Source organism: Xanthobacter agilis (assembly GCF_021730435.1).
In the GTDB taxonomy this organism is placed as follows: Bacteria; Pseudomonadota; Alphaproteobacteria; order Rhizobiales; family Xanthobacteraceae; genus Xanthobacter; species Xanthobacter agilis.
Genome location: NZ_JABWGX010000010.1, coordinates 106,755 through 129,602, shown reverse-complemented (window position 1 = coordinate 129,602; position 22,848 = coordinate 106,755). Strand labels below are relative to the sequence as shown.

Annotated in this window: 18 protein-coding genes; 6 read left to right on the top strand and 12 right to left on the bottom strand. The window is 67.9% G+C overall.

Annotated features, from left to right (window positions below; genetic code table 11):
* Positions 1-203: 203 nt before the first annotated feature.
* Genes HUW53_RS09560 through rsmA form a run of 3 tightly spaced genes read left to right on the top strand, consistent with a single transcriptional unit; the run spans position 204 to position 3,045 of the window.
* Positions 204-1,124 (top strand): peptidylprolyl isomerase, encoded by a 921-nt coding sequence (locus tag HUW53_RS09560; RefSeq protein ID WP_237345520.1) that lies wholly within the window; start codon positions 204-206, stop codon positions 1,122-1,124.
* Positions 1,124-2,161 carry a 4-hydroxythreonine-4-phosphate dehydrogenase PdxA gene (gene pdxA / locus HUW53_RS09555; protein WP_237345519.1) on the top strand — a complete coding sequence of 346 codons (1,038 nt, stop codon included), beginning with the start codon at positions 1,124-1,126 and terminating at the stop codon, positions 2,159-2,161. Before HUW53_RS09560 ends, pdxA begins: the two co-directional genes overlap by 1 nt.
* Complete coding sequence (gene rsmA, locus HUW53_RS09550) at positions 2,158-3,045, top strand: 16S rRNA (adenine(1518)-N(6)/adenine(1519)-N(6))-dimethyltransferase RsmA (protein WP_237345518.1); 888 nt, start codon at positions 2,158-2,160, stop codon at positions 3,043-3,045. Before pdxA ends, rsmA begins: the two co-directional genes overlap by 4 nt.
* Here the strand turns inward: rsmA and HUW53_RS09545 are convergent.
* Genes HUW53_RS09545 through HUW53_RS09535 form a run of 3 tightly spaced genes read right to left on the bottom strand, consistent with a single transcriptional unit; the run spans position 3,023 to position 5,370 of the window.
* On the bottom strand, positions 3,023-4,189 hold the full coding sequence (locus tag HUW53_RS09545; RefSeq protein WP_237345517.1) for an NAD(P)/FAD-dependent oxidoreductase: 1,167 nt from the start codon (positions 4,187-4,189) through the stop codon (positions 3,023-3,025). The genes rsmA and HUW53_RS09545 overlap by 23 nt on opposite strands.
* A 5-nt stretch (positions 4,190-4,194) precedes the next feature.
* Positions 4,195-4,821, bottom strand: a complete 627-nt coding sequence (locus HUW53_RS09540; RefSeq protein ID WP_237345516.1) for a YeeE/YedE thiosulfate transporter family protein — start codon at positions 4,819-4,821, stop codon at positions 4,195-4,197.
* A 21-nt stretch (positions 4,822-4,842) separates the two neighbouring features.
* Positions 4,843-5,370 carry a YeeE/YedE thiosulfate transporter family protein gene (locus HUW53_RS09535; protein ID WP_237345515.1) on the bottom strand — a complete coding sequence of 176 codons (528 nt, stop codon included), beginning with the start codon at positions 5,368-5,370 and terminating at the stop codon, positions 4,843-4,845.
* A gap of 202 nt (positions 5,371-5,572) precedes the next feature.
* Between HUW53_RS09535 and HUW53_RS09530 the strand changes: the two genes are divergently transcribed.
* Positions 5,573-6,115 carry a methyltransferase family protein gene (locus HUW53_RS09530; RefSeq protein WP_237345514.1) on the top strand — a complete coding sequence of 181 codons (543 nt, stop codon included), beginning with the start codon at positions 5,573-5,575 and terminating at the stop codon, positions 6,113-6,115.
* Here the strand turns inward: HUW53_RS09530 and metH are convergent.
* From metH to HUW53_RS09515, 3 genes are all read right to left on the bottom strand, one after another.
* Positions 6,078-9,809 carry a methionine synthase gene (metH, locus tag HUW53_RS09525; protein WP_237345513.1) on the bottom strand — a complete coding sequence of 1,244 codons (3,732 nt, stop codon included), beginning with the start codon at positions 9,807-9,809 and terminating at the stop codon, positions 6,078-6,080. The genes HUW53_RS09530 and metH overlap by 38 nt on opposite strands.
* A 160-nt stretch (positions 9,810-9,969) precedes the next feature.
* Positions 9,970-10,908 (bottom strand): methylenetetrahydrofolate reductase [NAD(P)H], encoded by a 939-nt coding sequence (metF, locus tag HUW53_RS09520; RefSeq protein ID WP_237345512.1) that lies wholly within the window; start codon positions 10,906-10,908, stop codon positions 9,970-9,972.
* Positions 10,908-11,954, bottom strand: coding sequence for an ArsR/SmtB family transcription factor (locus tag HUW53_RS09515; RefSeq protein WP_237345511.1), 1,047 nt, complete (start codon positions 11,952-11,954; stop codon positions 10,908-10,910). Before HUW53_RS09515 ends, metF begins: the two co-directional genes overlap by 1 nt.
* 251 nt (positions 11,955-12,205) lie before the next feature.
* Between HUW53_RS09515 and HUW53_RS09510 the strand changes: the two genes are divergently transcribed.
* Positions 12,206-13,375 carry a L,D-transpeptidase gene (locus HUW53_RS09510; protein WP_237345510.1) on the top strand — a complete coding sequence of 390 codons (1,170 nt, stop codon included), beginning with the start codon at positions 12,206-12,208 and terminating at the stop codon, positions 13,373-13,375.
* A gap of 70 nt (positions 13,376-13,445) precedes the next feature.
* On the opposite strand, the gene HUW53_RS09505 is transcribed toward HUW53_RS09510, so the two are convergent.
* Positions 13,446-14,144: a DUF1345 domain-containing protein gene (locus HUW53_RS09505; protein ID WP_237345509.1), complete on the bottom strand. Its 699-nt coding sequence runs from the start codon at positions 14,142-14,144 to the stop codon at positions 13,446-13,448.
* Between the two features lie 180 nt (positions 14,145-14,324).
* On the opposite strand from HUW53_RS09505, the gene HUW53_RS09500 reads away from it, so the two are divergent.
* Positions 14,325-14,900: an HdeD family acid-resistance protein gene (locus HUW53_RS09500; RefSeq protein WP_237345508.1), complete on the top strand. Its 576-nt coding sequence runs from the start codon at positions 14,325-14,327 to the stop codon at positions 14,898-14,900.
* Between the two features lie 189 nt (positions 14,901-15,089).
* On the opposite strand, the gene HUW53_RS09495 is transcribed toward HUW53_RS09500, so the two are convergent.
* From HUW53_RS09495 to HUW53_RS09475, 5 genes are all read right to left on the bottom strand, one after another.
* A complete protein-coding gene (locus HUW53_RS09495; protein ID WP_237345554.1) occupies positions 15,090-18,146 on the bottom strand; it encodes an efflux RND transporter permease subunit in 3,057 nt (1,018 codons plus the stop codon).
* A 110-nt stretch (positions 18,147-18,256) separates the two neighbouring features.
* On the bottom strand, positions 18,257-19,456 hold the full coding sequence (locus HUW53_RS09490; protein WP_237345507.1) for an efflux RND transporter periplasmic adaptor subunit: 1,200 nt from the start codon (positions 19,454-19,456) through the stop codon (positions 18,257-18,259).
* A gap of 99 nt (positions 19,457-19,555) precedes the next feature.
* A complete protein-coding gene (locus tag HUW53_RS09485; RefSeq protein WP_237345506.1) occupies positions 19,556-20,170 on the bottom strand; it encodes a TetR/AcrR family transcriptional regulator in 615 nt (204 codons plus the stop codon).
* Between the two features lie 113 nt (positions 20,171-20,283).
* Entirely contained in the window at positions 20,284-21,792 is a 1,509-nt protein-coding gene (locus HUW53_RS09480) for an ABC transporter substrate-binding protein/permease (protein ID WP_237345505.1), read from the bottom strand.
* Positions 21,793-21,962: 170 nt separating this feature from the next.
* Positions 21,963-22,733 (bottom strand): amino acid ABC transporter ATP-binding protein, encoded by a 771-nt coding sequence (locus HUW53_RS09475; RefSeq protein ID WP_272904160.1) that lies wholly within the window; start codon positions 22,731-22,733, stop codon positions 21,963-21,965.
* Between the last annotated feature and the right edge of the window lie 115 nt (positions 22,734-22,848).

The following is a 22,848-nucleotide window of genomic DNA, read 5'->3' as shown; positions in this document are numbered from 1 at the left end:
GGCCCTCTCTTCGGGGCCGGCCCGCGCAGAAAGACGCCGCGCCGGGGCCGTGGCTGCTTTCGGATTTCGCACCGGCCCCAATGCCGCCACAGGGCTTGGTGACAACAGCAGGCTGCCAGGGGCCGGAACCATGGGGTGGAGGCGATCGTCGTCATCCGCATCTCGATCTGTCGCCATCGCACGCCGTGCTTCGGATAAGGACCATGCGCATTCCTCACCGTCTCGTCTCCGCGATCGTCTTCGCCCTCGCCCTGCTGGTCCCGCTCCTGGGCTCCGGCTTTGCCGCGCACGCCCAGCAAATCGTGGTGATGGTGAACGGCACCCCCATCACGTCCTACGACGTGCTGCAACGCCAGCGGCTGCTCCAGCTCATCGACAAGAAGAGCCTCTCGGCGAAGGACGCCCTGCAGGAGCTCATCGACGATCGGCTCAAGATCCAGCAGGCCCGCAAGATCCAGTCCGATCTTGAGCAGAAGGACATCGACCGCATGTATGCGTCGGTCGCCGAACGCTCGGGCCGCACGCCCGCCCAGCTCACCCAGGGCCTCGCCCAGGCCGGGCTCGACGCCCAGGCCTTCAAGACCAAGCTGGCGGCGGATTATGTCTGGAGCCAATATGTGCGCAGCCGCGCCGGCAACGTCACCATCCGCGACGCCGATGTGGTGGCCGCCCTGCAGCAGCGCGGACAGACCACGCTGGTCGCCACCGAATATGCGCTGCGTCCGATCATCTTCGTGGTGCCGCGCAAGGCCAATACCTACGGCGCCCGGCTGCAGGAGGCCAACGCCCTGCGCGCCAAGTTCAACGGCTGCGACGCCGGCATCGAAATGGTGAAGGGCCTCAAGGAAGTGGTGGTCCGCCAGCAGGTGCTGCGCCTGTCATCCGACATGCCCCCTAACCTCCAGAAGATCCTGGACCAGACCGCCGTCGGCCGCCTGACCCCGCCTGAGGTCAGCCAAGCCGGCGTCGAGACCTTCGCGGTCTGCGACAAGCGCGAGGTGCGCGGCGAGAGTTCCCAGAAGCGCGAGATCAAGGACCAATTGTCCAGCAAGGAATTCACGGCCGAATCCAAGAAGCTTCTCGACGAGCTGCGCAAGAGCGCCCTCATTCAGTATCGCCACTGATGCCGCGGCCCGCCTCGCCCCCTCTGGTGCTCACGACCGGAGAGCCGGCCGGCGTCGGCCCCGAGCTGGCGCTGAAGGCGTGGCTGGCGCGCGCCACCCTGCCGGCCTTCTTCGTGGTGGGCGATCCGGTGCTGCTCGCCGATCGCGCGCAGCGTCTCGGCCTCGACGTGCCTCTCGTCTCCTGCCCGCCGGCACAGGCCGCGGCGCAATTTCCAACCGCCCTGCCGGTGATGCCCATGGGTCCGCGCGCCACCGCCGCCCCCGGACAGCCCGACGCCTCCAGCGCGGACGCGGTGCGCGCGAGCCTTGATGCCGCCGTGGACCTGGTGCAGGCGGGCGCCGCCGCCGCCCTCGTCACCAATCCGCTTGCGAAATCGGTGATGTATGCCGCCGGCTTCCCCTTCCCCGGCCACACCGAATATCTCGCCGCCCGTGCCGCCGAACGGGCATCGGGCGCGGAGCCGCGCGCGGTCATGATGATCTGGTCGCCCTTGCTCGCCGTGGTGCCGGCCACCATCCACGTCCCGCTGCGGCAGGTGCCCGATCTCGTGACCGTCGATCTCCTCCTGGAGACCGGGCGGATCGTCGCCACCGACATGCGCCGGCGCTTCGGGCTCGACGCCCCGCGCCTCGCCTTCGCCGGCCTCAACCCCCATGCGGGCGAAAGCGGCACCCTGGGCACCGAGGACGAAGCGGTGGTGCATCCCGCGGTCGTCCGCCTGTGCGCCGAGGGAATCGACGCACGCGGACCGCTGCCGGCCGACACCCTGTTCCATCCGGAAGCCCGCGCCGATTATGATGTGGTGATCGGCATGTACCACGATCAGGTGCTGATTCCGGCCAAGACCCTGGCCTTTCACGACGGGGTGAACGTGACCCTCGGCCTGCCCTTCATCCGCACCTCGCCGGACCACGGCACCGCCTTCGACATTGCCGGCACCGGCCGCGCCAATCCGGCGAGCCTGATGGCCGCTTTGCGGCTCGCCCGGCGCCTTGCCGACACTCAATCCCTGTCCCGTGAGGCGACCCCCGCGTGAGCGCCCTCGACGATCTGCCGCCGCTGCGTGATGTGATCCGCCGCCACGGCCTGTCCGCCCAGAAGTCCCTGGGCCAGAACTTCCTGCTGGATCTCAACCTCACCGCCCGCATCGCCCGCGCCTCCGGGCCGCTGGAGGGCGTGACCGTGGTGGAGGTCGGACCCGGCCCCGGCGGGCTGACGCGGGCGCTGCTGGCGCTGGGCGCCGGCAAGGTGATCGCCATCGAGCGCGACCCGCGCTGCCTTGGCGCCCTCGCCGAGATCGCGGAGCATTATCCCGGCCGCCTGCAGGTGATCGAGGGTGATGCGCTCAAGGTGGACGTGCGCCCGCTGGTCGGCGACGCACCGGCGCGGGTGGTGGCGAACCTGCCCTATAATGTGGCGACCCTGCTGCTGGTGGGCTGGCTCTCCGCCGATCCGTGGCCGCCATGGTACGGCTCGCTGACGCTGATGTTCCAGAAGGAAGTCGCCGAGCGCATCGTCGCCGCGCCCGGCTCCAAGGTCTATGGCCGGCTGGCGGTGCTGGCCGGTTGGCGGGCCACCGCGCGCATCGCCTTCGATGTGGCGCCCACCGCCTTCGTGCCGCCGCCCAAGGTGACCTCGTCGGTGGTGCATCTGGTGCCGCGGACCGAGCCCCTGCCGTGCGCGCTCGCCATGCTGGAGCGGGTGACCGAAGCCGCCTTCGGCCAGCGCCGCAAGATGCTGCGCCAGAGCCTGAAGTCGCTGGGCGTGGACCCGATGCCGCTGCTCGATGCCGCCGGCGTCGCGGAAACGGCGCGGGCGGAAGAGATCGACGTCGCCGGCTTTGTCCGGCTGGCCAACGCTTATGCCGAAGGCCGGGGCAACGTCCCGTGGGGGGCGCTCACGCAGCTCGGTAAGACCTGAGATAGTGAGCCTCGAACATCTTCTTGACGGTGTGGAACACGCCAAAGCGCGGCAACGCCAGATTCCGCTTGCTGTTGCGGAACACCAGCATGCCGGCGTCGAGCGTATCGACGATGCAGATCAGCTCCGGCTTGAACACCGCCGTGGGTGCCTGTCCGTTGAGTTCCGCCGCCATGTTGCGCGCCGCCGCCACCGCCTGCAGGTCCGCCTGATGGGCCTGCTTGGGCATCCAGTCCGGCCCCGGGAAAGAGCCGGCATCCCCGGCCACATAGACTCGTTCGAGGCCCGGCACCGCGCAGGTTCCGCTCGCCGTCACGAAGCCGCCCGGTGACTTCGGCAGGCAGGCGTTGTCGAGCCAGGCCGGTCCGGTGAGGCCGGGCATGAAGAGAATGACATCGGCGGGAAACGCCCCGCCCTCGGTCTCCACGCGATCGGGGGTGAACCGCGCCATCTTGTGGCCCAGGCGGGTGGTGATGCCGCGCTGCGCCATCTGCTTCAGCAGGCCGCCCACCGCCTTGGGGCCGAGCCGCTGGCCCGGCTGGGTCGAGGGATTGAAGAAGACGAGGTCGATCTTGTCCCGCCGCCCCTGCCGCCGCAGCAGCGTGTCGAGGCCGAACAGAAACTCGAACATGGGTCCGCCCCGCACCGCCGAGGGCTCGTTGGGATTGGCGCCGAAGCCCACCGCCACGGTGCCCCGCTCCAGGGCCGCGATCCGGTCACGAGCGGCTTCCGCGGCGGCGATCCCCTCGCAGGGGATGATGGCGTTTTCGATGCCCGGCAGCTTGCGGATATAGCGCCCGCCCGAGGCGATGAGCAGGAGATCGTTGGCGATCGGCCCCAGCGTGGTCTCCACGATTCGGCCGCCGTTGGACACGCCCTCCACCCGCGCCGAAACGTGCGCGACCTTGTGGCGCGCGAAGAAACCGGCGAGAGGCACCTTGAGATCGTCACCCGTCCTCAGGCCGGCGGGAATCCAGATCAGGCTTGGGGCATAGACGAGCTCGGCGGTGGGCGACACCACGGTGATCCGGGCCGAGACCCCCACCCGCCGCAGTTCGCGAATGGCGGTGAGGGCGGCAAAGCCCGCCCCCAGGATGACGATATGTCGATCGCCCGAGATGGACGTCTGAACGCTTGGCGTCATGGCGATCACTCCGCGGGCTTGAGACGGGTCACGTTCGCGCTGGGCGTGGCTTCGGCCGGGCCGAAATCACCGTCCACGTCGGCGCCCAGATCCGCCCGCCACGGCCGCCAGCGCTCCAGCAGCACCAGCGCGACAACGAGCACCGCCGCCAGACCGAGGGCGAGCACGGGGTAAGAGACACCGGTCAGATCCATGAACGTGATCTTGCCCGGCCCGCCGGTGAACAGGAGCGGCGTCAGCGCCGGCTCGGCATAGCTGAAGGCCACCGCCCCGGCGAGGCCGCCGATGAGGGTGAAGATGGCATCGCGATAGCCGGCGCCAATCTGCGCCAGGATGGTGCCCGGACACGCGCCGGCCAGGGTGATGCCGGCGCCCAGCACCAGCCCGCCGATAATGTCGGCGGCATAGAAGGTGGGCTTCGGCGCCAGCTTGATGAGGCCGAAGCCGTGCAGCACCGCCAGCACCACCGCGCCGGTGGCGACCGCGGTGAGGAACACCTTGAGCATGGTGAAGTTGTGGAACTGCATCTGCCCCACGATCATGCCGGGCTCGAACACGCGCGCCTTCTCGAAGGCGAAGCCGAACACGATCCCCATGGCGAGGCCGATCAGGATGGCCGGAAAGACGGACATGATTGTTCTCCTTGACGGCGGTCAGATGCGGCGCAGGACGAGGAAGGCGGTGGCGATGCCGCCCGCGAACATGAAGGCGACCGCCAGGGTTGACGACACCGCCATCTGCGCCATGCCCGAGAGGCCATGGCCCGAGGTGCAGCCATCGGCGATGCGCGCTCCGAACAGCATCAGGAAGCCGGCGCCAAACGCCACCCCATAGCGCACCAGGGGATTGGCGGTGCCCAGCGCCCGGCCCCAGATGGGGGAGATGGCTTTGCGCCGCGCGCCGGAGAGGCGCATGGAGACGAAGGCGCCGAGGGCCACCCCCACCACCAGCGCCACCTGCCACCAGTTCTTGCCGGTGGGCGCCACGTGCTTGGCCACATAATCGATCTGGGTGATCGCCGGATCGAACAGAGCCGCGATGGTGCCGCCCACCGTCACATAGGACGATGAGGCCCCGAGAGCGGTGTTGATGAGCAGGAAGGCCGGCACCTGCAGAAGGCCGATGACGATGCCGGCGACATAAGGCGACCAAGCCTTCGCGCGGAGGGAACACGCCTGCATGGGGTTTCTCCCGGGGATTTTGAGGGGGCACGGCAAACGACCGCCGCCGATTGGGCCGGCCCAATACATTCAATAATATGAAATTATATAATATGAATGTTTTTCGCAAGAGCAGAGGGCGCGGCCTCGTGACGCGACCTTCTACCGCCCGGCCGCCCGGTGCTCCACCTCAGGGCGTGCAATGACAGGGAGGGTTGTCCCAATGGTGCCCGAGTCTGAAGACCAGCCCATCACCACGCGGCCGAACCGCATTCCCTGGCCGCCCCTGCTCTACGGCGCCGCCCTGGCGGCGGGGCTCGGCCTCGGCTGGCTGGTGCCCCTGGGCTGGCCGCCGGCGCTGGCGGATCTGCCCATCCGCGCCGGTGGCGGGTTCGTCGCGCTTGTGGGTCTCGGCCTCGATCTATGGGCCATCGTGACGCTCCACCGCGCCGCGACCAACATCCTGCCCCACCGCGGCGCGGACAAACTCGTCACCCACGGGCCGTTCGCCCTCTCGCGCAATCCCATCTATGTGGGCAACATGCTGCTGGTGCTGGGGATCGGGATCGCGCTTCTCAACGCCTGGCTGATGGCGTCGGCGCTCCTGGCCGCGTGCGCCACCGACCGCCTGGCCGCCCGCCGCGAGGACAGGCACCTCGCGGCGAAGTTCGGCCCGGCCTACGCCGCCTATGCCGCGCGGGTGCCGCGCTGGATCGGCCCGCGGCGGATCATTCCGCCGCCGCCCGCCGGGCCGGATCGTAATTGAGAATGGGGGCGAGCCACTTCTCGGCCTCCGCCACGGTCCATTCCTTGCGGACCGCGTAGTCTTCCACCTGATCGCGCTCGATGCGGCCGACCCCGAAATAGGCGGCTTCCGGGTGAGCGAAATAGAGCCCGGACACCGCCGCCCCCGGCCACATGGCGTAGCTTTCGGTCAGATGGATGCCCACGGTCTCCGGAGCGTGCAGCAACGCGAACAAGGTGCCTTTTTCCGTATGGTCGGGCTGGGCGGGATAGCCCGGCGCCGGACGGATGCCGCGATAACGCTCGGCGATCAAATCGGTGTTGGACAATGCTTCGTCCGCCGCATAGCCCCAATATTTGGTGCGCACCAAATGGTGCATGCGCTCGGCAAGGGCTTCGGCCAGCCGGTCGCACAGGGCTTTCAGCAGGATCGCCGAATAATCGTCATTGGCCGCCTTGAAGGTCGCCACCCGCTCATCCTCGCCGATGCCGGTGGTGACGGCGAAGGCGCCCACATAATCGGCCACCCCGCTCTCCAGAGGCGCCACGAAGTCCGCCAAGGCGAGATTGAAGCGCCCCTCGCGCCGGGCGAGCTGCTGGCGCAAAGTGTGCAGCGTGGTGAGCGGATTGACGCGGCTGTCGTCGCGGAACAGCACGATGTCGTCGCCCACCGCGTTCGCCGGCCAGAAGCCGATCACGGCGCGGGCGGTGACCCACTTCTCATCCACCATCTTCTTCAGCATGGCTTGCGCGTCATTGAACAACGCGCGCGCCGGCGCGCCCACCACGGCATCGTCGAGGATCGCCGGATAGCGGCCGGTCAGCTCCCACGACTGGAAGAAGGGCGTCCAGTCGATGAAGGGCACGAGGTCCGCCAGGTCGTAATCCTCGAACACCTCGGTGCCGACCACCTGGGGCCGTGGCGGCGTATAAGTGGAGAAATCGAGCTTCAGGCCATTCTCCCGCGCCTTGGCGAGCGGCACCCGCTGCTTGCCCGCGTCGGCGCGGGCGTGGGCGTCGGCGAGCTTTGCATACTCGGCGCGGATCTCCGCCACATAGGCACCGCGGGTCTCGGTATTGAGCAGGTTCGAGACCACGCCCACGGCGCGGCTGGCGTCGGTCACATAGACCGCCTGCCCGCGCTCGTATTGGGGCGCGATCTTCACCGCCGTATGCACGCGGGAGGTGGTGGCGCCGCCGATGAGCAGCGGCACCTGGAAGCCCTCGCGCTCCATCTCGGCCGCCACGTTCACCATCTCGTCGAGCGAGGGGGTGATGAGGCCGCTGAGACCGATCACGTCCACCTTTTCCGCCTTGGCGGTTTCCAGGATGCGGGCGGTGGGCACCATCACGCCAAGGTCGATGACCTCGTAATTGTTGCACTGGAGCACCACGCCCACAATGTTCTTGCCGATGTCGTGGACATCGCCCTTCACCGTCGCCATCAGGATCTTGCCGGCGGTCGAGGCGGCGGTCAGGCCCTGCTCCGCCTTTTCCTTCTCCATGAAGGGCATGAGATAGGCCACCGCCTGCTTCATCACGCGGGCCGACTTCACCACCTGGGGCAGGAACATCTTGCCGGCGCCGAACAGGTCGCCCACCACGTTCATGCCCGCCATCAGCGGCCCCTCGATGACATGCAGCGGACGGGCGACCGACGCCCGCGCCTCCTCGGTGTCGGCCTCCACGAAATCGGTGATGCCATTGACCAGGGCATGCTCCAGGCGCTTTTCCACCGGCCAGGTCCGCCAGGCGAGATCGGCTTCCCTCTTCTCCTTGCCGGCCGTCCCCTTAAACCCTTCCGCCAGCGTCAGCAGGCGCTCGGTGGCGTCCGGGCGACGGTTCAACACCACGTCCTCGCACGCCTCCCGCAAGGCCGGCTCGATCTCGTCATAGACCGCGAGCTGGCCGGCATTGACGATGCCCATATCCATGCCGGCCTGAATCGCATGGTACAAAAACACCGCATGCATGGCCTCGCGCACCGGCTCGTTGCCGCGGAAGGAGAAGGAGAGGTTGGAAACGCCGCCGGAAATATGGGCGTGGGGCAGGTTCTTGCGGATCCAGGCGGTGGCCGCGATGAAGGCGACGCCGTAGCCCGCATGCTCCTCGATGCCGGTGGCCACCGCGAACACATTGGGATCGAAGATGATGTCTTCCGGGGGGAACCCCATCTCGGTGAGGATCTTGTAGGCCCGCGCGCAGATCTGGGTCTTGCGGTCGTAGCTGTCGGCCTGCCCCTCCTCGTCGAACGCCATCACCACCACGGCGGCGCCGTAGCGGCGCACGAGGCGGGCCTTCTCGCGGAACGCCGCCTCGCCCTCCTTCATGGAGATGGAATTGACGATGCCCTTGCCCTGGAGCCGCTTCAGCCCCTGCTCGATGATGTCCCACTTGGAGCTGTCCACCATCACCGGCACCTTGGCGATGTCCGGCTCGGCGGCGACGAGATTGAGGAAGGTGATCATGGCGGCCTCGCTGTCGAGCAGGCCTTCGTCCATGTTGATGTCGATCACCTGGGCGCCGTTCTCCACCTGGTCGCGCGCCACCGCCAGCGCGGCCGGGAAGTCGCCGGTGGTGATGAGCTTGCGGAAGCGGGCCGAGCCGGTGACGTTGGTGCGCTCGCCCACGTTCACGAACGGGATCTCGCGCGTCAGCTCGAACGGCTCCAGGCCGGAGAGGCGCAGGCGCGGCTCCAGCTCCGGAATGGCGCGGGGCGCCTTGTCCTTCACCGCCCTGGCGATGGCCGCGATATGCGCCGGCGTGGTGCCGCAGCAGCCGCCCACGATGTTCACGAGGCCGGATTGGGCGAACTCGCCCACCAGCGCCGCCATCGCCTCCGGGCTTTCGTCATAAAGGCCGAATTCGTTGGGCAGGCCGGCGTTGGGATAGGCACAGACGAAGGTGTCCGCCACCCGGCCGATCTCGGCGACGTGGGCCCGCATCTCCTTGGCCCCCAGGGCGCAATTGAGGCCGATGGAGAACGGCTGCGCATGGCGCAGGGAATACCAGAAGGCGGTCGGCGTCTGGCCCGAGAGGGTGCGGCCCGACAGGTCGGTGATGGTGCCGGAGATCATCACCGGCAGGCGCAGATTGAGTTCGTCGAACACCCCCTCGATGGCGAAGATGGCGGCCTTGGCATTCAGCGTGTCGAAGATGGTTTCGACCAGGAGGATGTCCGCCCCGCCGGCGATGAGCCCACGCGCCTGCTCGCCATAGGCGGCGGCGAGATCGTCGAAGGTCACGGCGCGGAAGCCGGGGTCGTTCACGTCCGGCGAGATGGAGGCGGTGCGGTTGGTGGGACCGAAGGCGCCGGCCACGAAGCGGCGGCGGCCATCCTTCTCCTGCGCCAGCCGCGCCGCCTCCTTGGCGAGGCGCGCGCTCTCGAAGTTCAGCTCGTAGACGATGGCTTCCATGCCATAGTCGGCCTGGGCGATGGTGGTGCCGGAAAAGGTGTTGGTCTCGACGATGTCCGCGCCCGCCATGAAATATTGCAGGTGGATGTCACGCACCGCGTCGGGCTGGGTGAGACTCAGAAGGTCGTTGTTGCCGCGCACGTCGCGCGGCCAGTCCTTGAAGCGTTCGCCGCGATAGCCGGCCTCGTCCAGCTTCAGGGCCTGGATCATGGTGCCCATGGCGCCGTCCAGCACCAGGATGCGCTCCCGCGCGGCGGCGGTGAGGGCAGTGAAAACATCGGCGGTGTTGGTGGCGGACATGTCAGGGCTCTTTGAGGCTCGGGGCGTGGCCCGAAGGCCGCCTCGTTCGGACAGGGATGAGGCGCGTCGAAACCGTGTCCGGGCGCCAGGGCACGGGGACTCGCCCCGGAACGAAGACACCGGGCGCCGGATCATCGCGCTCCGGCGCCCGGCGGCCATCTCAGACCGCCACCACCTGCGGGACGGCGGCCACCGAAGCTGTCGGCCGCAGCCCCAGCAGGTGACAGATGGCATAGACGAGATCGGCCCGGTTCAGGGTGTAGAAATGAATGTCGGTGACGCCGCGGTCCACGAGATCGGTCACCTGCTCCGCCGCCACCGCGGCCGCGATCAGCTTGCGCGTCTCCGGATCGTCGTCGAGACCCTCGAAGCGCTTGAGCAGCCAGGCCGGCACGCTGGCCCCGGTGCGGGTGGCGAAATTAGAGGCCTGCTTGAAATTCGTCACCGGCAACAGGCCGGGCACGATGGGAATGTCGATGCCGCGCGCGCGCACCTTGTCGAGATAGCGGAAATAGACGTCGTTCTCGAAGAAGAACTGGGTGATGGCGCGGGTGGCGCCGGCATCCACCTTGGCCTTGAGCACATCGAGGTCGGCATCGATATCCCCGCTTTCCGGATGCTTTTCCGGATAGGCCGAGACCGACACCTCGAAATCACCGATGCGCTTGATGCCGGCCACGAGATCAGCCGCATAGGCATAGCCGCCGGCCGTGGGCTCGTAGCGGGTGCCAACCCCGGTGGGCGGGTCGCCGCGCAAGGCGACGATGTGCTTCACCCCCGCCTCGCCATAGGCGCGGATCACCCCATCCACCTCCTCGCGGGTGGCGTTGACGCAGGTGAGATGGGCGGCGGGCGCAAGGTCCGTCTCCCTCACGATGCGGGCCACCGTGGCATGGGTGCGCTCGCGGGTGGAGCCGCCGGCGCCATAGGTCACCGAGACGAAATCGGGATGAAGCGGCGCCAGCCGGCCGATGGACGCCCAAAGGGTCTTTTCCATCTCCTCGGTCTTCGGCGGGAAGAATTCGAAGGAGACGCGAACCGGCGCCCGCTCCGTCTCGCGGCTCGCCCGCACGGGGCCGGCCTCGCTTTGCCCACTCATCACGCCACCTCTCTGTCGGCCGCGCCCGCGCGGGTCCGCGCCGCTCCAGCCCCCTCGATGCCCGCCGCCGGCCGCGGATCGCGCGCCAGCCACAGGGAAACCGTCAAACCCTGGTCGCGCCCCGCATCGGGCGCCAATGTCTCGAACCGTTCGGGCACCAGGCCCGCCTGGGCAAGCCACCCCTCCACCGCCTCCCGCGCGAAGCCGAGGCGCCGGTGGGCATGGGCCTCACGCAGAAACTCGAAATCATGGGGCGCGAAATCCACCACCAGCAGCCGCCCACCGGGCTTCAGCACCCGCGCCGCTTCCTGGAGCGCGCGGCCCGCATCGTCGAGATAATGCAGCACCTGATGCACGATCACCGTGTCGAAGGAATCCCGTGGTGCCGGCACCGCATAGGCATCCCCCTGCCGCAGCAGGCAATGGCGGATGCCGGCCTGCTCCAGATGGGTGCGCGCCACCGCCAGCATTTCCGGCGACAGATCGAGACCCAGCCCGCGTTCGATGTCGCCGGCGAACAGCTCCAGCATGCGCCCGGTGCCCGTGCCGAGATCGAGCAGCGCCCGCAGCGGCGCCCCGGCAAGGGCGGAGCGGACCGCCGCTTCCACCGCCGCCTCGGGGACATGGAGCCGGCGGATCTCGTCCCATTCGCGGGCATGGGCCGCGAAATAGGCCTGGGCCAACGCCCCGCGCGCCGCCCGCACCGCCTCCAGCCGCTCGCGGTCACGCACCAGCACCGGATCGGCCGGATCGATGAGATCCAGGAACCGGGCCGCCACCCGCGCCAACGGCCCCTCATTGGTGCGGCGATAGAAGATCCAGCTCGCCTCGCGGTGACGCTCCAGCAGCCCGGCCTCCGCCAGCAGCTTCAAATGACGGGAAATGCGCGGCTGCGACTGGCCCATGATCTCGGTCAGGTCCGACACCGTCAGCTCGGCCTCCCCGAGCACCGCCAGCAGGCGCAGGCGCGTGTCCTCGCCCCCGGCCTTCAAGGCTTCGAGCAAAGCGGGAAAGGATACGTGCGCCGAAGCGTCGGAATTAGACATAAAGATATCTTTATATCTAATCCATAGGCATTTCAAGGGCGCGAGGCTCACGCAAGCCATACCGATCACGATATGCGGCGTTGCACGCTCATGCGTTGCGCCCGGCTGGGCGCCGCAGTACACGCGCATCGAACAGGTCGTGCCCGACCTCGCGCGGAGCAATGCCGGGCGTACGACCGCAACCTCAGCGTGCCGAAATTTATCTTCCGCCGTTTCCAATTTCGTCACGTTTCAAGGTTAACTCCAATCCCATGACGTTGCGCCAGAAACTCCTCCTCGCCGCCTTCGGGGCATCGCTCTTCTCCGTGCCCGCCTTCGCGCAGGGCGCGTACAATTCGAGCTATGGCGTCGGCGCAACTGCCGCCGACGACGACGAAACCGGCACCGTGCAGGCAGACGTGCCGCCCGGTTCCGTCAATGGCGGCTACGCCGCGGCGCCTCCCGGCTACAGCGACCCCTATGGGCGGGCGCCGAGTCGCGCCGGCGACCAGGTGGAGCGCACGGAGGTGGCCCCGCCCAGCGGCTACCAGCAGGCCCCGTCCTATGGTGCGCAGAGCGCCAGTCCCACCTATCCGCAATCGTCCTATCCCCAGGCCGCCTACCCGCAGCCCGCATACCCGCAGAACGGCGCGTCCCAGAACGGCTACGGGCAGGCCCCCGCCGCCGCGCCGCAATCGGCGGCGGTGAACTATCCGCAGCCGCCTTACGGCCAGCCCGCCTACCAGAGCGGCGCGGCCCCGCAGCCGGCACCCGGCTATGCCTATGGCAACCAGGCCGGAGCCGCCCCGGCCGCGCCGCCGGCAGGCGTCTACAGCCCCAACGCCGCCTTGGTGCCCGGCACCCAGGAGGCGCCGTCCGGCCCGCGCATCGAGGATGTCGACCCGGCCGAGCCGGTTCCCGACCGGTTCCGCCGCCAGACCGTGGACTATGTGACCACCCAGCCGGCCGGCACCATCGTCATCGATACGCCGAACACCTACCTGTATTTCGTGCTCGGCAACAACAAGGCCGTCCGCTACGGCATCGGCGTGGGCCGCGAGGGCTTCACCTGGGCCGGCACCGAGCGCATCACCGGCAAGAAGGAATGGGCCGACTGGCGCCCGCCGACGGAGATGATCCAGCGCCAGCCCTATCTGCCGCGCTTCATGGCCGGCGGCCCGGGCAATCCGCTGGGCGCGCGCACCATGTACCTCGGCGGCACCGTCTACCGCATCCATGGCACCAACGAGCCGCAGACCATCGGCAAGTTCGTGTCCTCGGGCTGCTTCCGCATGCTGAACAACGACGTGGAAGACCTGTACGACCGGGCCAAGGTGGGCACCAAGGTGGTGATCCTGCCGAAGCCGACCTCGGCGGTGCAGGCCAGCGCGGCCAATGGCGGCGGCATGCCGGCCGCCGGACCGGTGGCGACCCCGCGCTGAGGATCCAGACCGACGAAACGAAAAGGCGCGCCCACACCGGCGCGCCTTTTTCGTTTCAGCCCGGCGGATCTCACATCAGCGCCGCCGCCACATTCACGCTGAGCGCGATCACCGTGGCATTGAAGAGATAGGCGGCGATCTGGTGACCCAGCACCAGCCGCCGCATCCGCGCCGACGGCACGCAGACATCCGAGGTCTGCGCCGCAGTGCCGATGTTGAACGCGAAATAGAGAAAATCCCAATAGTCCGGCTCGCGCGCGCCGGGAAAGGCCAGCATCGGCGAGGCATCCGCCGTTTCGGGGCGGTAATATTCCCGCGCGTAATGGAAGGCGAATACGGTGTGAAAGAACAGCCACGCCAGCACCAGCGTGCCCACCACCAGCGGCATATGGGTCAGCCGGTGGTCTGCCCCCTCCGCTGACGCCCGCGCTTCCACGATCACCGCGAACACGCTGACCACGCTCGCCAGCAATGAAATGCAGAACACCGCCCAGGTGCCTTCGTCCTGCGCCTCCGCGCGGCGGCGCACCCGCGCCGGATCCGCCCCCAGCACCAAGGCGAGCGCGAGCACCAGCCATAGCGCTGCTGCGGCGTCAAAGGCGATCAGGAACCGCACCAGATCGGTGGCCTGACCCGGCCACGCCAGGAAGATGATGCCCGCCACCCCCGCCGCCACCCACAACCTCAGGTGGAACCGCGCGATCCGGTAGGCCCTCCAACCGCTCAACCACACATGCACGGCCTTCGCCTTGGGGCCTTGTTCATTCATCGCTTCACGCCCCCCCGTCGGCGGCCGACCATCAGGAAAATGCGCGGGCACCTGCTTCGTCGCATTCAATTGTCGCCGCGCAGTGATAACGTCATCGTGAAAGCGCGAGGGCGCAAGGGCGTCCCCGCGGCTTCGGTAGCCCGGCGCGCCGCGCCGATCTTCAACGTCGGAGACGACACCATGACATTCCCCGCCGCGGCATCCCCTTCCATTCTCAGCGACAAGCTCAATGCCATTCGCGCCAATTGGGGGTGGTTCGTCGCCCTCGGCATCGCCTTCGTGGTGCTGGGCCTCATCGCCCTCGCTCATGTGCTGATCTCCACCATCGCCACCGCGCTGTATGTGGGCGCGCTGATCGTGGTGGGCGGCGTGGTGCAGGTCATCCACGCCTTCCGGGTCCAGGGCTGGGGTCATTTCTTCTATTGGCTGCTGGCCGGCGTGCTCTATGTCGTCGCCGGCGCGCTCATCATGTACAACCCGTTGCTGGGCGCTGGCGTCATCACCCTGCTCATCGGCGTGGCGCTGGCGGTCGAAGGCATCTTCCGCATCGCCGCCGGCATCGGCTCGCGTCCGGGCAGCGGCTGGGGCTGGATCGTCTTTTCCGGCTTCATCACCCTTCTGCTCGGCGCCATCATCATCGCCCAATGGCCGGTGAACTCGGTCTACATCCTCGGCCTGTTCCTGGGCATCGACCTCATCGTCAACGGGGTCGGCACCTTCTTCTTCGGCCTTGCCCTGCGCCAGAAGGCGGTCTGACACCATCGGTCGCGGTCTTTGACCCGCGACGAGTGGTGCGCAGGCTTGGCCAACGGCCCCTGAGTCAAACTCTTGGGCCTTTGGCATGGGCCGCAAGACACTCCGAAAAGCTCACGGCCCCGGTCTTCCGACCGGGGCCGCTTCGCAGAGGAACCTGGCGCCCGCGGGGGCGATGCAGGCGCGGGTCCCTCATTCCGCCGGATGCGGCAACCCGGCGGCTGCAACACCGCCCGTCACCTTCACCCGGAACCAGGTGGCATAGAGCGCCGGCACCACCAGAAGCGTGAGCGCGGTCGCCACCAGCAGGCCGCCCATGATGGTGATGGCCATGGGCCCCCAGAACACGCTCTCCGCCAGCGGGATCATGCCCAGCACCGCCGCCAGCGCGGTCAGCACCACCGGCCGCGCCCGGCGCAGGGTGGCCTCGACGATGGCCTGATGGGGCGTCGCCCCGGCGGCGATGTCGTGATCGATCTGGTCCACCAGGATCACCGTGTTGCGCATGATCATGCCGGCCAGGGCAATGAGGCCGAGCAGCGCCACGAAGCCGAATGGCTGGTGCGTCACCAGCAGCGCCACCGACGCCCCGATGAGGCCGAGCGGCGCCGTCGCCATCACCAACGCGAGGCGCGAGAAGCTCTGCAACTGGATCATCAGGATGGTGAGCATCACGATGGCCATGACCGGAAACACCGCCGCCAGGGACGCATTGGCCTTGGCGCTCTCCTCGATCGAGCCGCCGGTCTCGATGCGGTAGCCCGCCGGCAGCGCCGCCTTGAGCGCGGCAAGCTTCGGCAGCAGGCGCAGGGTGACATCCGGCGGCTGGACCCCGTCGGTCACGTCGCCGCGCACGGTGAGCACCAGGTCCCGGTCGCGCCGCCACAGGATCGGCTCCTCGCTGGCATAGGCGATGCGCGCCACCTGCCCCAGCGGCACTGCCACGCCATTGCGGTTGGTGACGGTGAGGGCGCCGAGCCGCTCCAGGTCCACCCGCTCCTCGGGCACGGCGCGGGCCACCACGCCGATCAGCAGGTTGCCGTCGCGATACTGGGTCACGGTGTAGCCGGACAGCAGGGTCTGGAGCGTTTCCGCCAGATCGCGCGGCGTGGTGCCGAGCGCCCGCGCCCGATCCTGGTCCACCGAGAGGGTGATGGACTTGACCTGCTCGCCCCAGTTCAGGTGCGGCTCGATGATGGCGGGATCGGATGCCATCACCCGGCGCACCTTTTCCGCGATGTCGCGCACCATGAGCGGGTCCGGCCCCACCACGCGGAACTGCACCGGGAAGCCCACCGGCGGACCGAACACAAACCGGTCCACGCGCACCCGCGCGGCGGCGAGGCCGCCATCGGCCACCGCCTTCTCCAGCCGCGCCTTGATCCGCTCGCGCGCCGCGAGATCCTTGGTCACAATCACGATCTGCGCGAAATTGGGATTGGGCAGCACGGGATTGAGGCCGAGCCAGAAGCGCGGCGCGCCTTGCCCGATGTAGGTGGTGGCGGACAGAATGCCCTCATCCTCGCCCACCAGGGCCTCGGCCGTCTTCGCGGTCGCCTGGGTCGCCTCGATGGAGGTGCCCTCCGGCAGACGCATTTCCAGGAACAGTTCGGTCCGGGTGGAGGTGGGGAAGAATTGCTGCGACACGAAGCCGAAGCCCACCACCGCCAGGACGAACAGCGAGACCGTGGTGCCGATCACCATGAGGCGATGTCGGAGGCAGCCTTCCAGCATCACCCGCAGCAGGCGATAGAGACGCCCGTCGCGCAGCTCGTCGCCGGTGTGCTTGCCCTTCATTTCCGGCAGAAGAGCTGTACCCAGATAAGGCGTGAACAGCACCGCCACGAACCAGGACGCCACCAGCGCGAACCCCACCACCCAGAAGATGCCGCCGGCATACTCGCCGGACGAGGAGCGCGCGAACCCTACCGGCAGGAAGCCGGCCGCCGTCACCAGGGTGCCGGTGAGCATGGGAAAAGCGGTTGAGGTCCAGGCAAAGCTGGCGGCGGACAGGCGGTCCCAGCCCTCTTCCATCTTCACCACCATCATCTCGATGGCGATGATGGCGTCGTCCACCAGGAGACCCAGAGCGATGATGAGGGCGCCGAGCGTGATGCGGTGCAGGTCCATGCCGGTGGCGAACATCACCAGGAACACGATGGCCAGCACCAGCGGCACCGACAGCGCCACCACGATGCCCGAGCGGAAGCCCAGCGACAGGAAGCTCACCACCAGCACGATCACGAGCGCTTCCGCGAAGGTCTTCAGGAACTCGCCCACGGATTCGCCCACGATGTGGGGCTGATCGGCCACCTGCACCACATCGATGCCCACCGGCAGCTCGCTCACGGCGTCCGCCATGGCGGCCTTGAGATCCGCGCCGAGGTGCAAGATGTTGGCGCCCTGAGCCATGGACACGCCGATGCCCAGAGCCGGCCGCCCATGCTGGCGGATAAGATAGGTGGGCGGGTCCTCATAGCCGCGCTTCACGGTGGCGATGTCGCCGAGCCGCACCAAGGCGCCGCCGGCGTTGATCGGCACCTCGGCGATGGCCTCGGCCCCCATGAAGGCGCCGGTGAGGCGCAGGTTGATGCGATCGGCCTTGGTGTCCACCGCGCCGCCGGCCACCACCGCGTTCTGCCGCGCCACGCTGTCGAAGATCTGGGTCGGGGTGATGCCGAGGGTGGCGAGCCGGGCATGGGAGAACTCGATATAGATGCGCTCCGGCCGCTCGCCGATGAGGTCCACCTTCTCCACATCGGGCACGCGCAGCAGACGTTGGCGGATCAGCTCCGCCTGCCGCTTCAGCTCGGCCGGGGTGGCGCCATCCCCGCTCAGCATGTAGAGGGCGGAATAGACGTCGCCATATTCGTCGTCGAAGCCGGGACCGACGACGCCCTGGGGCAGATCGCCCTTGATGTCCCCCACCTTCTTGCGCACCTGATACCACAGGTCCTTCACGGCCGAAGCCGGCGTGGAATCGGCCAGATACACTTGCACGAAGCTGACGCCGGGACGCGAATAGCTCTCCACCCGGTCGAGATGCGGCAGGGTCTGCAGCTTTTTCTCGATGGGATCAGCCACCTGGGACTGCATCTCCGAGGCGGTGGCGCCAGGCCAGGCGGCGGAAATCACCATCACCTTGATGGTGAAGGAAGGGTCCTCCGCCCGCCCGAGGTTCAGGTAGGAATAGAAGCCCGCCGCGCCGAGCAGGATGATGGCGAACAGGGTCAAGGCCCGGTGGGTGATGGCGAAGCGCGAGAGATTGAAGGGGCTTTCGAGCGCCTTCTGCTCCTCCGGCGTGGGGCCGTGGGGGTTGGCGCCGTCGGGAGCGCGGTGTTCGTTGGCGGAACCTGCGCTCACGGCTTCACCTCCCCGCTGATGGAGGCGGTGGCGGTCGCGGTCGCGCCCTTGGCCGGCACGGTGCGCACGCTCTGACCCGGCTCCAGGGTCTGGACGCCCAGGGTGACGACCTTGTCGCCCTCGCTCACGCCCTTGGCGATCAAGGCGGAATCGTCGGTGAAGCCGGCCAGCTCCACGGGCTTGGCGACCAGCGTATGGGTTGCCTCCTCCACCACGAACACATGAGGGCCATGGCCCTTGTCGAACACCGCGGACAGCGGCAGCCGCGCCACGGCGGCGCCGTCCTTCGGCGTCAGCACCACCGTGGCGGTCATGCCCAGGGCGACGGTTTCGTCGGCCCCGTCCAGGGTGAAGCGCGCGGCGTAGGTGCGCGAGGCCGGATCGGCTTGTGGCGACAATTCCCGAAGATGCGCGGCGATCCGCCGGTTGGGATCGGCCCACAAGGTCACGCCGGCCGCGGCGCTGCGGGCGGCGGCAAGGGCCGTCTCCGGCAGGGCGACCAGGGCCTCCTTCTCGTCGAGGCGCGCCACCCGCACGATGGTCTGGCCGGACGAGACCACCTGCCCCGGCTCGGCGGACGTGGATACCACCACGCCGGCCGTGTCCGACATGAGGTCGGCATAGGAGAGGCGATTTTCAGCCAGCTCAAGGGCGCGCTTCGCCCGCTCCAGGCGGCCAATGGCCTCGTCCTTGGCGAGCGACTTGCGGTCCAGCTCCGCGTTGGAGGCCGCCCCCTTGGCGGTCAGCGAGCGATAGCGGCCGTCCTCGGCCGAGGTCTGGGCCAGGTTGGCGGTGGCGGCGGCCAGTTCCGCGCGAGCGCTTTCCAGCTCCAGCTTCAGGTCTTCGGGATCGATGCGGGCGATGAGGTCGCCCGGCACCACCCGGTCGCCCACCTCGACCTTGCGCTGCACCACCTTGCCGCCGACGCGGAAGGCAAGGTCGATCTCGCGCCGCGCCCGCACCACGCCCACGAAAGTCTTTTCCGGCTCCCGCGGACGCAGGTGCGCGCTGGTGACCTGCACCGGACGGGCCGGAGCCGCCGAGGTTTGCGCCGGCGCCTGCTCGCCGCAGCCGCTCAGCGCGAGCGCCGCACCCAGCGCCAGCGCCGCGGCCGGCCATGTCCGGCGCAGGCCGCGCGCGGCGGATCTGCCCCCCGAAGGGCCCGGCGCCGACGGACGGGGAAGAAAGATGGCCATGGCACCGATCCTGTTGAATGAGGAACTACGGTTCAACACTGATAATTTTTAATAGTCATCACAAAACGGGCGCGAAGCCCCCGCCAGCGGCCCTTACACCTACCCCAGCGGCGTGCGCGTCACCTCGATGCTGCGCAGAAGAAAGGCGATCGTGGCTTCGACTCCGGCTTCCAGATCGTCATCGATATGCTGGGCCACCAGCACCGGATGACAATAAAGCACCATGGCGCCCAGGATGAGCCGGCTGACCACCTGGGGATCATGGGGCACGAACACGCCGTCTTTCAAACCGTCCTTCAGCACCCCCGCCACCAGAACACGAATGTGCTCCTTGTGACCTTCGATGGTGTCCCAATTGTTCTCGATAGCCACCTGCACCATGTCGTGCACGCGCCGCTCGGCGAGGAAATTGGCCTTGTGATAGCGCAGGATCGCCAGATAGATGCCGGCGATGCGCTGTTGCGGCGTGCCGGGGGCGCCCGCGATCTGCGCCGCCTGCTGGCCCATCTCGCCGAGGCTGCGCTGGCAGATGGTGGCGACGATGGCGGTCTTGGACGGGAAGAAGCGGTAGACATTGGCCGGTGACATGCCGAGCTCGGCGGCGATATCCGCCACCGCCGTCTTGGCGAAGCCCATGCGGCGGAAGAGGTCTTCCGCCACCCGCGCGATGCGCTCGCGGGTCTCTTCCGCTGTTTCACGAACCCTGACGTTCACACTCGCCTCCGAAACTCTGACGATTTTCATAATTCATCAGGCATCAGGATGCAAGTCTTTCCATCAGCTCAGCCGCCGGGGCGGGGCGCCCCCACGGTGAAACCCAATGGCGATCAATGGGCCGAGCGGTTCATACCCCGGCTCACATGCTTCTCCGCCCAGTGGGCGAGGCGCACGAACGGCAGGCCGAGCAGCAGATAGATGGCCGCCACCAGGATGCCGGTGCCGAAATAATCGTAATAGGTGGTGGAAATCTGCTCATAGGTCTTGGTGAGCTCCACCAGGGAGATCACCGAGACCAGGGACGAATCCTTGATGAGCGAGATGAAGTCGTTGGTGGTAGGCGGCAGCACCATGCGCGCCGCCTGGGGGATAATGACGTTCTTCAGCGCCTGCCGCTCCGTCATGTTGAGAGCTACGGCCGCCTCCATCTGGTGGCGGGGCACGGCCAGCAGGCCGGCGCGGTAGTTCTCGGCCTCATAGGCCGCATAGTTCAGCCCCAGCGCCAGCACGCCGGCCACGAACGGATCGAGCTGCACACCGATCTTCGGCAGGCCGTAATAGATGAACAGCACTTGGATCAGCAGCGGGGTGCCGCGCACCACCTCGATATAGACCTGAGCCAGACGGTCGAGCAGAGTGCCGCCATAGACCCGCGCCAGCGCCAGCGCCGCGCCCAGGCCCACCGCCAGCACCATGGAAAGGATCGAGATTTCCATGGTCATCAGCGCCGCCCAGCCGAGCTGCGGCAGGAAGCGCAGATAGCGGTCGAGCTGGGCCCGCCAGCCGGAAGGCTGGGTCGCCTCCACGAAGCGCACGTAATTCACGGGCTGCGCGGTCATGGGCGTAGCATCACCGGTCACCTGCGCCATCACCGGCGACCATAGGGCCCAGGAATCCAGGATGGCATGCAGGCTGCCATCTGCCGACATCTGCGAGAGCGCGGTGTTGATCTGCGCCAGCAGCTCGGGATGAGCCCCCTTCTTCAGGGCGATGCCATAGGCGATGCGACCGATGGGCGGGCCGGTGAACTGCAACGCGCGATCGGGCTGGGCGTAATAAACCGCGATCGGGAAATCCATCACCGTCGCGTCGATGCGCTTCAGCTTGAGGTCGGAATAGGCGTCGATCTCCTCGTCATAGGAGCGCACGTCGATGCCGCCGGCCTGCTTCAGCACATATTCCATCTGGCTGGATTTCAGGGTGCCGACGCTCTTGCCCTTGAGGTCGGCGAGCCCGTCCACCGGCGTGTCGCCGCGGCGGATCACGATCTGCCCGAAGGTGGTGTAGTAGGGAATCGAGAAGTCCGCCGCCGCCTGGTGCGCGGGCGAGATCTCCAGCCCGCTCACCGCCGCCTCGTAGAGGCCGTTGTCGAGGCCGGGGATCAGGTTGCTCCAGTCGTTCTGGACGAACACCACCGGCCGGCCGAGATGACGGCCGATCCCGTCCATGATGTCCACTTCGAAGCCGATGATGTGCTTGGGATCGGCAGGATCGGCAAAGACATAGGGCGCGCCCGAGGTACCGTCGCCGCCATAGCGCAAGGGCGGTCCGGAGGGCTTGGCGGGGACCGCCGGTGCGGCGGATGCCGAGGGCGCGGCCGGCGTTTCGGCGCGCGCCACGGCCGCGCTGAGGCCCAAGACCCACAGGGTGAGGACGAGCGCGGCCGCAAGGCCGGCGACACGCGAGACACACGGGCGCGAAGACTGAGGGCGCGAAGACTGAGGACGCATGGCGAACCCCGGACGGGAGCAAAGGGCAAGAGCGGCGGGGAGGGCAAAAGCGGCGCGCATCACAGGAACCGGTGCAGGAACTGCCGGGTGCGCGGGTCCTTGGGGTTCGTGAACATCTCGTCTTCATCCGAGATTTCGACGATTTCCCCCTTCTCCATGTAGATGATGTAATCGGAGGCATCGCGGGCGAAGCGCATCTCGTGGGTCACCACGATCTGGGTCATGCCTTCGCGGTCCAGCTCCTTCATCACGTCCAGCACCTCGTCCACAAGGCCGGGGTCGAGCGCTGATGTCGGCTCGTCGTAGAGCATCACCTTCGGAGCCATGGCGAGGGCGCGGGCGATGGCGCCGCGCTGCTGCTGGCCGCCGGAGAGGTCGATGGGATAGTGCTCCAGCCTCTCGCCAAGGCCCACCTTGTTGAGCAGGCGCTCGGCATTGGCCTCGGCTTCCGCCTTGGACGTGCCCTTCACCACCATGGGCGCGAGCATCACGTTTTCCAGCAACGTCTTGTGCGGGAACAGGTTGAAGCTCTGGAACACCATCCCGACATTCTTGCGCAGCAGATGGGCGGCATGGGCAAGGTCGGTCGGCCCGTTCGCGGCCGGCTTGGCGCCGGGCGTGCGCTTGAGCGCCACGCCACAGATGTCGATCACCCCCGAATCGAGGCTTTCCAGGCCGTTCAGGCACCGCAGCAGGGTCGATTTCCCGCAGCCGGACGGGCCGATGATGGAGACAAGGTCCCCTTCCTCGATCTGGAAGCTCACCCCCTTGAGGATATCTATGGCGCCATAGGACTTCCGCACGTCGTCGACGCGCACGATCGGCTCCATCCCTGCCCCCCACCGGCTTTTGCCCCTGAAGTCACCGGGGTAAAGACGGTCGGTGACATGGCCATGACCGCGGGCGCCCCACACCTTCGGAGCGCGGCAACCAACGGATCAGCCC

Excerpts from the sequence above, each read along its gene's own strand:
- HUW53_RS09560 (WP_237345520.1), top strand. The coding sequence starts at position 204 with ATGCGCATTCCTCACCGTCTCGTCTCCGCGATCGTCTTCGCCCTCGCC.
- pdxA (WP_237345519.1), top strand. The coding sequence starts at position 1,124 with ATGCCGCGGCCCGCCTCGCCCCCTCTGGTGCTCACGACCGGAGAGCCG.
- HUW53_RS09545 (WP_237345517.1), bottom strand. The coding sequence starts at position 4,189 with ATGACGCCAAGCGTTCAGACGTCCATCTCGGGCGATCGACATATCGTC.
- HUW53_RS09540 (WP_237345516.1), bottom strand. The coding sequence starts at position 4,821 with ATGTCCGTCTTTCCGGCCATCCTGATCGGCCTCGCCATGGGGATCGTG.
- HUW53_RS09535 (WP_237345515.1), bottom strand. The coding sequence starts at position 5,370 with ATGCAGGCGTGTTCCCTCCGCGCGAAGGCTTGGTCGCCTTATGTCGCC.
- HUW53_RS09530 (WP_237345514.1), top strand. The coding sequence starts at position 5,573 with ATGGTGCCCGAGTCTGAAGACCAGCCCATCACCACGCGGCCGAACCGC.
- metH (WP_237345513.1), bottom strand. The coding sequence starts at position 9,809 with ATGTCCGCCACCAACACCGCCGATGTTTTCACTGCCCTCACCGCCGCC.
- metF (WP_237345512.1), bottom strand. The coding sequence starts at position 10,908 with ATGAGTGGGCAAAGCGAGGCCGGCCCCGTGCGGGCGAGCCGCGAGACG.
- HUW53_RS09515 (WP_237345511.1), bottom strand. The coding sequence starts at position 11,954 with ATGTCTAATTCCGACGCTTCGGCGCACGTATCCTTTCCCGCTTTGCTC.
- HUW53_RS09510 (WP_237345510.1), top strand. The coding sequence starts at position 12,206 with ATGACGTTGCGCCAGAAACTCCTCCTCGCCGCCTTCGGGGCATCGCTC.
- HUW53_RS09505 (WP_237345509.1), bottom strand. The coding sequence starts at position 14,144 with ATGAATGAACAAGGCCCCAAGGCGAAGGCCGTGCATGTGTGGTTGAGC.
- HUW53_RS09500 (WP_237345508.1), top strand. The coding sequence starts at position 14,325 with ATGACATTCCCCGCCGCGGCATCCCCTTCCATTCTCAGCGACAAGCTC.
- HUW53_RS09490 (WP_237345507.1), bottom strand. The coding sequence starts at position 19,456 with ATGGCCATCTTTCTTCCCCGTCCGTCGGCGCCGGGCCCTTCGGGGGGC.
- HUW53_RS09475 (WP_272904160.1), bottom strand. The coding sequence starts at position 22,733 with ATGGAGCCGATCGTGCGCGTCGACGACGTGCGGAAGTCCTATGGCGCC.